Source organism: Methanothermobacter sp., assembly GCF_049720995.1.
Lineage (GTDB): Archaea > Methanobacteriota > Methanobacteria > Methanobacteriales > Methanothermobacteraceae > Methanothermobacter.
In genome coordinates this window covers 19,086-31,798 of sequence record NZ_JBNASF010000010.1, presented here as the reverse complement: position 1 = coordinate 31,798, position 12,713 = coordinate 19,086, and the positions used below count along the sequence as shown (strand labels likewise).

Below are 12,713 nucleotides of genomic sequence, written 5' to 3'. Positions count from 1 at the left end.
AAAAGTAAAGGGATTTAGATGAGGCGCGACGTCACATATATTATCTTACTGCTTTTATTAACAGATCTGGCTGTTCTGGTTAATATCCCAATACTGAGGCAGTCCCTTCCCTTCATATTTTTTTCCATCATCCCAGGATACCTTGTTTTGAGGATCATGAAACTTGACCTTGGATTGCTTGAGGAGTCTTTACTCTCGGTCGGCATGAGCCTCGCATTACTGATCTTCACGGGCCTGATGGTTAATATGACATACCCCCTCATAAAAAGACCTGTATCGCTTTTGTCACTCATCGTCGCTCTGAATTTACTTCTTGGGATTCTCCTTGCAGCTTATTATAGGAAGGGTACTCTACCAGTAACCCCCAATATAAAATTTGATGATACTCTCATTTCACCGGCACTTTTCTCATTCACACTCCCCGTTTTAACGGTGATCGGTTCCTATCTCATGAATACATATTCGATTAACAAGGTTCTTCTTGGGATTCTACTTGCAATACCTGTTTACATGGTGATTCTGACTATACTGAGGGATAAACTGCATCATTCCACATATTCCATTGTACTATTCAATCTTGGTCTCTCTCTCCTCATCATGAATGGATTGCCATCAAATTACCTCATAGGAAGAGATATACATAGAGAATTTTTCCTCTTCCGGAGTGTTCTGCTCAATGGGCACTGGAGCCCCTCTGGTTCGATTAACAATGCATACAACGCCTGTCTCAGTGTTACAATACTCCCCGCTATCTATAAAATAATACTGAATGTTCCTGCTGTGTACATATTCAAATTTTACTATGGATTCATTGGAGCTGTGATGCCACCTGCAGTTTATCTTATAAGTGAGAGAATACTGAAGGATAGGACAATGGCCTTCTATGCGGGACTTCTTTTCATATTCCAGTTTTCATTCATCTACATTCTTGGATGGTGCAGGCAGCTGATAGCCCTGGTTTTCTTCTCCCTTGCCATCATGGTTTTAACATCCAGTCTAAGGGAGATTGATAAGAAGATTCTGTTTATAATTTTCATGATCGGAACGATTTTCTCACATTACACCACAGCTTATGTCTTTGCTATACTTGCCTTCTTCATCCCACCCATTGTATGGGTTATTGGGAGGTTTTCCATTGGGAAGCCTGAGAGGAGTTACTTCTTTGGTTTATCAGTTGCAGTCCTGTTCTTCGCGGTTATCTTTGCATGGTATGCGCAGTCAACCGGGGCCCCATTCCATGACGCGGTTGGATTCTTTAGGGATACATTTTCAAGCATGGCGGATTTCTTCTCTGCTGACATGAGAAACAATGCGGAGCAGTCAGTTGTTGGAATCGGTATAGCTAACATTCCCAACTTTTTAAGTGTAGCTGTGCATGACACTGTCTTCTTAATTATCGGCGTGGGCTTTTTAAGCATAGTTTTCAGAAGAGGTGAGATGAGTAGGGAATACCTAGCCGCTGCAATTATCTCACTGTCAATGCTTTCATCATTCATAATTCTTCCATTTGTATCCAAAGGCTATGGTGGCATAAGGCTTTTCACACAGTTACTTGTGATTCTCGCACCATTTTTTGTCATTGGCATAAAAGGCGTGCTTGGATTAACCGGAAAGGCCCGTTTTAGGATTCCAATAACTGTGTTTATTCTCATACTTCTATTCTCCTCTGTGACGTACCTAAACTATCATATTGGAGGTATACCATACTCCTATGCCTATGACAGTGAAGGTGAAAGGCGCTATGAGTCATTTATCTACATCAGTGAGGTTACCGGTGCAAAGTGGCTTTCGGTTCATGGTAAGAATGTTACTATCAATACCGATGCATTCGGTTATTCAAGGATATTAGATGGATGCTATCCTACGCCAAAACTGAACATAGATTACTTCAAGGACTTCAAGGATGGAAGGTTTAGGGAGGGATACATTTACCTTAGATATGTCAACGTAAATAAGGGCATAGTATTTATTGACTATCCCCTTAAACCTCCAAAAAAGGTAAATAGAATTATTATAAATGACAATGTAAAACCTATATCTAATTATGAAAATATGTTTGAGAACAGGACATTAGTTTATGATAACGGAGGGTCAGAGATATTTTTCACATGATCATCTGTTCAATTTATAGAAATCGGTGAAAAAATGGTAAAATTTCTGATTTTAGGTGCTAATCGAATGAATAAAGGAAACGAGGCCTTATTGAAATCTACTATGAGCACTATAAAATATTTTGTAGGAGATTCCACATTTTTCCTGTTGGGTGTAACTGATGATAAAATTAAAGTTGAGGGGGTGTATTACCCTATTATAACTAATCCATATTTTCCAATGTCCTTAAAAAAACCTTTAAAGGTTTTTGAATCTTTGTTTACAATTTTAAAGATTATTTTGTTTAAGAATTTCAATATAACTAGATTTAACAACGAATTTTTAGAATATATTAATTCTATGGATATTATCATTAATAGTGGTGGTGATCATCTCTCAGGTGAATACGGAAGAGCAAGTATCATAACTTTGATCAATATTTTATATGCCCTTTTTTTAGATAAACCAGTTGTCTTATACTCTGAAAGCTTAGGTTATCATAAGAGCCCTCTGGTAAAATACATGTTAAATTACGTACTTGAAAGATCTTCATTGATATTAGTAAGGGAGTTCAAATCTTATGAATATCTTAATGAGAATTTAAAATCAAAAAATTATTATTTAACTGCAGATTCGGCATTTTTGTTAGATTCACGTCCTCCAAAGAACTTTCAAAAAGAGAAATTTAACCAACCATTGATAGGATTTAATGTAAGTCCATTAATCTCAAATTTTGCTAAAGATCTTGATATTGAGAAAATATCGATAAAATCAGTTGAGTTTTTCCTTAAACATTTTGATGGCACTATATTACTTATACCTCACGTTTATGGGGATGATTCTGATCTTAAGGTTTTATCTAAAATTTATGGACATTTTGATTCAGATAGGATTTTGTTAATAAGTGATGAATACGGGCCAGAAGAACTTAAATTCATAATAGGGTGCTGTGATCTTTTCATAGGGGCAAGGATGCATGCCACAATTGCATCAACATCCATGTTTGTACCGACAGTTGGGATAGCATACAGCCACAAGATGCATGGTATCATAGGTGAAATGATCGGTCTAGAAGATTATGTTATAGATCTGGATGATCTCAGCTCTGAAATCCTAATCGAGAAGACATTAAAGGCATGGGAGAATAGGGAGGAGATAAAGAAACACCTTAACAAGGTTATCCCTGAAGTTAAAAGGAGAGCACTGAAAAATGGGGAGCTTGTTAAGAAACTATGTGAATCACTCGGAATATCCTAAAAAATCTTTCCTAGCTTTTAAGGATACAATTACTGAATAAAGAAATTCGTATCTTCTTTTCAGGCTAAATGGAATTTTGAGACGATGGGGATCAAATCTAAAAATGATTCTATCAACAGAATCTACTTCTGGAAAGTTACCATAGTATATGCTATTATTTAATTTATAAACTTTCTTTTTCATGTAAATGTTATATATCTGTGACAACAACACTTTTTGAGGTTCTATGGGTTCTATTTCGCATATTCCAAAGATCTTATGAAGGATTTCAGGATTTTTCCTCTGTATTACAAGTGTCCTTCCCCTCTTCTCATCTTCAAATTCACTGAGCCATGGATCAGCGAATGAGATGTCTGATAGCTCAGCCATATGATCACAGCACATCCTGCAACGCCCTGGCATGAATAATTGCCCAAAACCTGAACCCCAGTATTCAGGTAGTAGTAGTATATCGCCTGATACTGTCTCAACCCTCAAACTGCCAGGCCAGCCATTCCCCCTGTAGCGTATATCTTGCACATCCTCCAGTTTAACACCCACCCTCTCGAGGAGGAACCGTGTCGCCTTAAAGGTGGGTGTGTGGTTGCAGACAATCCCCAGATGATAAACTATTCTCTCACGTAATTTTTTGTTGAACTTCTGGGCCTTTCTTATCCCGTGGATATGGCACGGCAGACCCACAACAGCATACCGTCCTGGGATATCAATTATCTCCCTGAGGGCAACATTCGCCGGTACCGGGCAGTACTTGGATCCCCTTGACTCTATGATCTCCTCGGGTGTCCTTGCGATGAATGGCTCCGGTTCAAGGGGTCTCTCAGGGTTCATACGGGTCACTAGGGCGCCGTTGATGAGGCCCTCCTCAAGCAGGTAGAGGAGAATCTGGGTTATCATACCACCAGATGAGGAATCATACCTGATCTTATCATCCCTTGAATGGCCTACATAGCAGGACTCATAGTTACCGAGGAGAGGATCGTCAGGTTCCCTGCCGAAAACCCTCATGTTGAGGTCAGCAAGGTCCACCTCGATGCCGGGGCAGGCCCGGAGGCATAATCCACACCCATCACACTCCCCTGTGATGACAGGTTCATAAACACCCCTGTCATGATTTATCTCCATTCTTATGACTCCCGGCGGGCAGATGGCCATGCAGGTCCCGCATCCTGTGCATAGTTTCCCAACTTCAGAAGCATTCCTCATGAATCCATCCCCACAAGTTTCCTGAATAGCATCTTGTCATCCTCATTGAAGGTCCCTAATAGTATTAGGACGGCAGTGTATATGGCTGATGCCACACATATTATGATGGCAAGGTTCATGGCCCTGATTGCGTAGACCACAAGGGCCATTATTACAGCTGCAGCCGCAGGCTTTATGAATGAGCCGTGCATCTTAAGCTCCCTGTAATGGCGGCCTATGTAGAAGAGGAAGAGCAGATAGAGCAGAAACTCCGATGCAACAGTGGCAACACTCGCTCCGATGTAACTGTAGATGGGTATCAGGATGATGTTGAGTATTATATTAAAGACTGCGCTCAGACCGACAGCCAGCATCCTGTAGCCCTGCCTGTCGATTGAACTTAAAAGGGTACCGGTTATTGTACTCACAAGCCTGATGGGTATGAAGATGGCGAGGATCTGAAAGGGGAGTGCAGCTGCAGCATAGCCACCCCCATAGAAGAGGGCTATGAATCTATCTGCAAGGACAAAACACCCTGCAGCAATGGGCAGGCCAATGATGACAAGGTACCTCGAGGAGACAACCGTGAAGTCATGGAGGAACTCCCGGTTACCCCTGAAGTACCTTGACATAACAGGATAAATGGCAGCTGATACCATACCCGCGGCTATTGAACTGAGGCTAAGAAGGGGGTTGTAGGCTGCATTGTAGATACCAACAGCCACATCACCCTTCATAAGCCCCAGGATCACACTGTCTATCTTGAAGAAGAATACAGCGAAGAGTGAATTAAGTCCAAAGGGCAGTCCCATAACAAGCAGGTCCTTTTGAAAGCCAGGTTCTATCCTGAAGGATGGTCTTATGAATTTTCTGAAGCTCAGGAGGGCTGAGAAAGTAATGTCAATAAAACCTGCAATAAGGTAGACCAGCGCCACCTCAATAACCCCGTAACCCATTAAGAGGACAGCAAGGCCCAGTCCAACTATAAACAGTCGCTCCACAGTCTGGAAGAGGGTGACGTACTCCATACGCTCCCATGCCTGAAAGAGTGAGAGGTATGTCCCTGAGATGGTGAGAAGGATATTGTAAGCCCCGAATAAGTATACTATGAACTTCATATCACCCTCCAGTCCCATGATCCATGAGATGGACACTATGACGCCCATGGTGAGGAATGAGAGAGGTACCTTCAGGAGGACAGCGTTATTCACGTATCTATCTGACTGATCCCTTTCACGTGCAATCTCCCTTACAAGGAGCTGGTTGACTCCCAGATCCGTGAATGTTGCAAGGAGGGTTGTGAGGGATAATGCAAAGTTGTATTTACCGAAATCCGCCTCTCCGAGGAACCTTGCAAGGTATATCATGAGAATAAAAGCCATGAATGCGGTTATGACCTGGCCAAGCCCTGTAACTCCAATGTTCTTAACAATCCCCTGAACCTGGTTCATGCAATCACTCTGACTAATAATGGGATGGTCCTGCCTACACACTGTATGACGATGTGGTTCTGGCACATATCCACTTCACATAACAAACCTTTACTATCTCTGTAAAGTTTACCTATAAAACTATCTCCTACGGGGAGGATGTGTGGATGGTTACATCCCGGCGCAGTGAGGCATGCGGATCAATGATGACATTCCTTAAATAGTGAATGCCCTTGGTTAGTCCAGTTAAAGACTTAAGGACTCTGATATCAGCAATGATTACCCTGCTGACACCTTCACGCAGTGCAGCTTCAATAACCCTCCTGAGGAGGTGGAACCTGTTACCATAGGTCACTGTGACCACAAAGACATTATCCATTCAATCACCATAGAGGATCTTACGGGGTTTTTCATTGTCAAATCTCCCCCTGAGGCCATCAGAATAAGCGCTCAATATAAATCTGATCCTCCTGAAGGGTTTCTCACGGATACCTGTAATTATCTGAGCTGCAATCGATAGGAGGATTGCTCTGACAATGAAAATGAATAAACGTGCCCTGCCCATTTCCTTCCTGCGGAGCCATATGGAATTTCTGACACCGTAATACCGGAGCCACAGTTTATCGTAGGGTACCACAGGGATCTCCCTGCCGAAAAGACCCTTCGTGATGTTATCCCTCTCCGCGGCTTCCTTGTGCAGAATCAGACTCCCGGGTACCAGGATGATCTTACCGGTACTCCTCAACCTCAGACAGTACTCCACATCATCGTAATGCAGGAAGAATTCCTTCCTTGGAAATCCTATCTCCCGGACCGAATCAGAGTTTATCAGGATCCCCACAAAGGATGCATGATCAATTTCAAGGGTCTCCTCCCTTAAATCATCATCTGTCACAGGCCTCACAACCCTCGCGAAGCTGTCGAAGTCAAAAAAGCCCCTGTGTATGTACTGGGGACTGCCATCCGGGGAGACCTTGAGGTTGGCAAGGGCCGCAGTATCATCATCCGCATATCTGAGCAGGCCCTGAAGACTGTCAGGGAGTGGTTCAGCATCATCATCCATGAGCCATATCCAGTCGTATCCATCATGGAAGGCTCTCTTCACGCCCTCATGGAATCCACCAGCCCCACCCGTGTTAAGGGGCAGTCTGACATACCTGATAATGATTTCACTCCCATCAATGGGGTTCTCAATCACTGCACCGTCCCTATAACCCTTACTCCTGAGGAGTTCCAGTGTCCCATCTGTTGAGGCGTTGTCTATGATGTAGATTGCATCTAAGGGCCCTGTCTGCCTCCTCAGGGCTTCAAGACACTCCACGAGTAAATCCTTACGGTTGTATGTGACGACAACGGCACAGACCCTCAAGGCATCATCTCCTCACACTTAACTCCTTTGCATGTGAAGACAGACCACTCAAAGTATCATCTCCTCAAAGACCTGGAGGGCCCGCAGGACGATATCATCCATGTCATAGTAGCGGTACTCTGCAAGCCTCCCGACCAGTATAAGGTTCTCAAATTCTCTGGCAAGTTCAAGGTATCTTTCATACTTCGCCCGGGTCTCATCTGTGAATACAGGATAGCAGGCCTCATTCTCCCCGTCTATGTGTATGCAGGGGTACTCCCTCAGCAGTGTCGTCCTCCTGGAATCTGTGGGGTGGAGGTGTTTGAACTCGGTGATCCTGGTGAAGTCATAGTCGTTGGGGTAGTTAACGGTGGCAACCTCCTGGAACCACTCCGTGTCAGCGGATTCGAACTGGAGGTCCAGGGACCTGTAGGGGAGCTCACCATACCTGTAGCCGAAGAGCTCATCGATCTTACCCGTGAATATGACCTTCCCCCTGAACTCGGAGCCCATGAAGTGGATCCGCCCATCCCTCAGCTCAAGGACCTCATGGTGGCTGGTGTTGAGCATAAGCTTGATGCAGGGGTGGTCCAGCATCCTCTCAACCATGGCTGTGTAGCCGTCCCGTGGCACGACCTGGTACCTGTCAGTGAAGTAGCGGTCATCCCGTGAGAGGACAACTGGCACCCTCCCTGTGACCTCGGGGTCCATCTCCTCTGGTTTCAAGCCCCACTGCTTCATGGTGTAGTTGAGGAAGACCTTTCTGTAGACGTAGTCTGCAAGGAACTCTATGTCGAGGTCCCCTGACTCCCTGAGTTCCAGTATGGGGACCCTGGCACCGAAGCCGTACCTCCCGACCAGTTTCTCCTCGAGCCTCTCAGCCACTGACGGGGGGAGGAGCATCCTCAGCGAATTGAGGTTGAATGGTAGCGGGACCTTTGCCCCGTCTATGAATCCCAGGACACGGTGCTGGTACTCCCTCCAGCCTGTGAACCCTGAAAGATAATGGAAGACCTCCTCACTGTCGGTGTGGAGGATGTGCGGTCCGTACCGGTGCACCAGTATCCCGTTATCGTCCATCTCATCGTAGCAGTTACCACCAACATGTCTTCTTCTCTCAACAACCAGCACCCTCTCTCCGAGCCGGCTGGCTATCCTCTCTGCCATGACGGAACCTGCAAGACCGGCGCCGACAATGATGTACTTGAACATGATAATGCACCTAAATTTTCAGGTAATTCATTCCTATTGATTCCTTCTCAAGTAGCCACTTCAATTTTTTTATCTCAGCATCATCAGGGGCTGAGAAATCAGGCATCTGGAGGTTCAGACTCCGGTACTTCTCAAGTCCCAGCCTGTGTATCCCGAGGACCTCAATGTGATCCACCATCTTCTCCCTGAGGAATCTGATGAGGGCCCGGATGTTCTCCCTGTTGAATGTGTAGGGCTTCACCACCGGGAACCTTACTGTAAAGTTGCCCTCAGAGATCCTTTCAAAGTTCCTCCTGAAAACCTCAGGGTCGCCGCCGGTGACCTCCCGGCACCCTGCATCATCCAGTATCTTCACATCAACCAGGAAGAGGTCCACATCACCCTTTAACTTCTCAACCGCTTCGCCGGGGGCGAAGAGTGATGTTTCAACTGCTGCGGGGACTTCACCTATCCTGCGGGTGACACTGAGTATGCCATCGGCCTGGAGGAGGGGCTCACCCCCTGAGAAGGTGACACCGCCGCCGGTGGAGCTGTAGTAGTCAAGGTCCCTGAGTATGACCTCTGCAACGTCATCTGCTCCTGTGAACTCACCGTAGACACCCATTGCAGCTGAGGGGCAGCTTCTGGCGCACTCATGGTGTTCAGGGAACCTGAATATGTCCCGGGGCTTATCAAGGAAGCTGCATCTCTTCACACATTCAAGGCAGCCGATGCATTTCTCCTCTTTGAAGTAGACCTCGGGTTCTCCCCTTATGTTTTCGGGGTTGCAGCACCAGGGGCACCGGAGGGTGCAGCCCTTGAGGAAAACGGTGGTCCTTATACCCGGACCATCATGGACGCTGAACCTCTGGATGCCGGTTATCAGGAGTTCATCCACTGTAACCACCATGCTTTGAGTATTCAAGGACCCTCCTGACTATTAACTCCCTGTACTCCTCTGGAAGGTCCCTGAAGTAGGTGCTGAATCCCCAGACCCTCACTATGAGGTCAGGGTAGAGTTCAGGGTTGTCCCTTGCCCTCAGGAGTACTTCAGGATCCAGGACATTGACCTGGAGCTGCATAACACCCCTACGGAGACCTGTCCTTATGAGTGCCATGAATTCATTCCCTGCACGGTCAAGGAATGGCCTGTCGACCATTATATCAACAACACCCCCATTGAAGGCCTTCATGTAGTCCAGGGCTGCTGCAAAGTTGAGGACCTCGGTGTAGGACATGCCGTCAGTGAATTTAAGGGGGGAGATGTGGACGCCGAGGGGTTCACCTGCGTGTCTCCCATCAAAGGATGCCCCGGTGGATTCCCCCAGTGTTATGTAGCCCGGGGAACTTAAACCGAACTTGTATCTCCCCCCGAGTTTATCCTGCAGCATCTGGATGATGGTGTTTGTCAGTTCCACCACCTCATCCTCGTCCATACCATACCCTGGAGAAATTAACTCGAGGCCCACCCTGAGTGCCTCGGAGGACCTGAAATCATCCATGATCACCTCTTCAACCTCGGTGATATCCATCGTCTTCTCATCATAGCAGAACCTCCTGATGTTGAGGAGGGAGTTTACCAGGTTCCCCATCCCCACGGTCAGCACCCCGTTGATGGAGTAGCCTGCACCATCACAGATATCCCGGGAGTTCCTGATACAGTCAGGGAAGAGGAGTGAAAGGAGGGGTGATGGTTCATTCCTGACCGACTCCACATTCTCTATAACTTCATCGATGTACCTGTGCAGCTCCTGCCGGTACCTCTCAAGCAGTTCATTGAATTCACCCCTGAACCCGTGGAGGGCATCCTCCAGGGGCTCCAGGAGGTTCAGATTTGCCAGGTTGTTCTGGTCAGAGGACCTACCCGGGATGAGTGGCTCCCAGCAGGCAGATGTCGCGTACTCCAGGGCGTCTGATCTGCTGTAGTACTGACTGAGGGCGTCCACGATGACATCGTCATTGGAGAAGAGGGGATAGCCGAGGCCCTCCCTGAGGCACCGGTAGCTGAGCTCCCATACATCATCCGGTGTTCTGCTGTTAACCCTGAGCACAACCTTGGGGTCGGGTATTCTGAGTTCCAGCATGACCTCCAGGAATATCCGTGTGAGGTCGTTGTATTCCCCTCCGAGGACAATCACCTGTCCGGTGTCCCCGGGGAGGACGTTGCTCTTGAACTCATAGCAGGAGGAGACGCTCAGGATGAAGTCCCTTATGAGTTCACGGGACTCCTCAGGGTCCTCATGGTACTCCTTAAGGATGCTGTCAAGCCTCCCAAGGCCGATGAGGGGGTGCCCGTACATCCAGATGAGGGAATTCATGAACAGTATTGACTGCAGTGCCTCCTCCAGGGTTTCTGCCGGCTTCAGGGGCACCCTTCTGAGTTTATCTGCGATTTCAGGTGAGTGCTCAGCGCACCTCTCAAGGTAGAGCTTAACAGCCCCCAGGGCCCTTCTGAGGATATCCGGGTAACCACCCGGCTCATCTTCTATCATCTCATCAATACCCTCAAGGCCCCTCTCAACCAGGAGTCCGTAGTCAGGTGTGAGGTTTCCAAGGCGCCTGTAACCCTCTGTCTCCAGGACATGGATCCCGGTGTCTATGCTGTAGAAGAACCTGTCACCGGGATTGAAATGTATGCGGGAGTCCCTGCAGACCTTCTCAAGCTGATGGAGCCTCCTTTCAAGGATGTCCTTTTTGCCGGAGCTGATTATCCTGGTTTTAATACAATCCAGGCCCTGCTTCCGGTATAGGGTGTGATAGGCCCTTAAATAGGGGAAGAACGGTGTTCTCCTTGCGATCTTCAGCACGGTATTCTTCATAGCACTCCCATCCTTCTGAGTATGATATACTCAATGATTCCGATAATGATTTCGGTGGTGACAACGGCAACCGCGGCACCCCCTGAGCCCAGGAGCATGACGAGTCCCAGAAGGAGACCGATGTGCACCACACCTGCAAATATGACGATCCTCATGAACTTCTCCTTGTAGCCGAAGGATACCAGTCCCTGGACACCCAGGATGTTGTTGACACCGACTGCAAAGATTATGAAGACCAGTATCTGGAGGAGGGGGATGCTCTCACCATAGGAGGGACCCGCAAGTATCCCCACGATGAGGGGTGCAAGGAAGACGAGGCCAAGAGACAGCCCGAAGGTCAGGACCCCAATGAAGATCAGCATCTTCCTGAGCTCATACTTCGCCCTTTCATGGTCATCCTTCTGGATCCTTGAGAAGTAGGGGTAGATGGCCTGACTTATGGGTGATACGATCCCCTGGAGGGCCCTGGTTATATCCTCTGCCACGGCATAGTATCCAAGGGTTGCGCTGCTCACAAGGAGTCCCAGTATGAAACGGTTGGATGTGGTGTAGAGGCTTATGGCCAGGGTTGAAATGAAGAGGTGCCACCCCTCAAGGAGCTGCTCCCTTATATCAGCAGGGGATGGAATCATGAATTTAACACCGAATTCCCTCATGACTATCCTCTGACTGTATAAACCGACGGCTATGAATCCCGCCGAGTTTATGAGGGGTACGTAGAGGTAATCCCCGGGTCCCCGCACAGCAAGGAATATGAGTGCGGTGTAGATGAGGGAGTTCACTATCCTCAGGATGCTTATGTACCTCATCCTCTCAACTCCCTGGAAGAACCAGACCGGGAAGAGGAGGTTGCCCACAACGAGGCCGTAGGTGAAGATGTAGAGGAGGTAGTCTGATCTGAATCTGTCAATCAGGAAGACCGTGACGAGCATGGCCATGAATGTCACTGCCAGGAGGATGGTCTTTGTTGCCATAACCGAGCTGTAGATCCGGGACACCCTTTCAGTGTCATCACGGTGTATTGAGATCTCCCTGGTGGCTGAGAAGTTGAAGCCATAGTCTGTCAGTATCTGGAAGTAGGTTATGAAGGCAACCGTGAAGGCGACCTTACCGAAGTTGGCAGGACCCAGGACCCTGGTGAGGTAGGGGAATGTGATGAGGGGGAGGAGGTACTGCACAAGCTGTATACTTGTGAGTGAGATTATGTTATCCAGGACACGTCGATGCTCGCTGTTTGATAATGGTGATGGTATCTTCATTCAATCATCCTTTCTCTGATCCATGGGGGATATATCAGGGACCTCCAGCATTGGTCAGGGCTTCCTTTATGAAGGTTAAATCAACTGCACATGATATCCATGCTCATACCAGCCACAGTCTGCTGATTTTATCCCT

At 47.3% G+C, this 12,713-nt stretch carries 10 protein-coding genes; 2 read left to right on the top strand and 8 right to left on the bottom strand.

What is annotated here, in order from left to right:
* Positions 1-18: 18 nt before the first annotated feature.
* Together ACPLJI_RS04540 and ACPLJI_RS04535 are read left to right on the top strand one after the other, a co-directional pair.
* Positions 19-2,112 carry a DUF2206 domain-containing protein gene (locus ACPLJI_RS04540; RefSeq protein ID WP_424730690.1) on the top strand — a complete coding sequence of 698 codons (2,094 nt, stop codon included), beginning with the start codon at positions 19-21 and terminating at the stop codon, positions 2,110-2,112.
* Between the two features lie 66 nt (positions 2,113-2,178).
* Complete coding sequence (locus tag ACPLJI_RS04535) at positions 2,179-3,348, top strand: polysaccharide pyruvyl transferase family protein (protein WP_424730689.1); 1,170 nt, start codon at positions 2,179-2,181, stop codon at positions 3,346-3,348.
* Here ACPLJI_RS04535 and ACPLJI_RS04530 read toward each other — a convergent pair.
* The 8 genes from ACPLJI_RS04530 to ACPLJI_RS04495 form a co-directional block, all read right to left on the bottom strand.
* On the bottom strand, positions 3,331-4,551 hold the full coding sequence (locus tag ACPLJI_RS04530) for a Coenzyme F420 hydrogenase/dehydrogenase, beta subunit C-terminal domain (RefSeq protein ID WP_424730688.1): 1,221 nt from the start codon (positions 4,549-4,551) through the stop codon (positions 3,331-3,333). The two genes, ACPLJI_RS04535 and ACPLJI_RS04530, sit on opposite strands and share 18 nt — an antisense overlap.
* Positions 4,548-5,981, bottom strand: coding sequence for a flippase (locus tag ACPLJI_RS04525; protein WP_424730687.1), 1,434 nt, complete (start codon positions 5,979-5,981; stop codon positions 4,548-4,550). Before ACPLJI_RS04525 ends, ACPLJI_RS04530 begins: the two co-directional genes overlap by 4 nt.
* Before the next feature lie 127 nt (positions 5,982-6,108).
* A complete protein-coding gene (locus tag ACPLJI_RS04520) occupies positions 6,109-6,339 on the bottom strand; it encodes a hypothetical protein (RefSeq protein WP_424730686.1) in 231 nt (76 codons plus the stop codon).
* Positions 6,340-7,329 (bottom strand): glycosyltransferase family 2 protein, encoded by a 990-nt coding sequence (locus ACPLJI_RS04515; RefSeq protein WP_424730685.1) that lies wholly within the window; start codon positions 7,327-7,329, stop codon positions 6,340-6,342. It abuts the gene before it with no gap.
* 48 nt (positions 7,330-7,377) lie between these two features.
* Positions 7,378-8,520, bottom strand: a complete 1,143-nt coding sequence (glf, locus tag ACPLJI_RS04510) for a UDP-galactopyranose mutase (protein ID WP_424730684.1) — start codon at positions 8,518-8,520, stop codon at positions 7,378-7,380.
* 10 nt (positions 8,521-8,530) lie between these two features.
* A complete protein-coding gene (locus ACPLJI_RS04505; protein WP_424730683.1) occupies positions 8,531-9,397 on the bottom strand; it encodes a glycyl-radical enzyme activating protein in 867 nt (288 codons plus the stop codon).
* Positions 9,390-11,318, bottom strand: coding sequence for a glycyl radical enzyme domain-containing protein (locus ACPLJI_RS04500; protein WP_424730682.1), 1,929 nt, complete (start codon positions 11,316-11,318; stop codon positions 9,390-9,392). Before ACPLJI_RS04500 ends, ACPLJI_RS04505 begins: the two co-directional genes overlap by 8 nt.
* Complete coding sequence (locus ACPLJI_RS04495; protein ID WP_424730681.1) at positions 11,315-12,577, bottom strand: oligosaccharide flippase family protein; 1,263 nt, start codon at positions 12,575-12,577, stop codon at positions 11,315-11,317. Before ACPLJI_RS04495 ends, ACPLJI_RS04500 begins: the two co-directional genes overlap by 4 nt.
* Positions 12,578-12,713 lie beyond the last annotated feature (136 nt).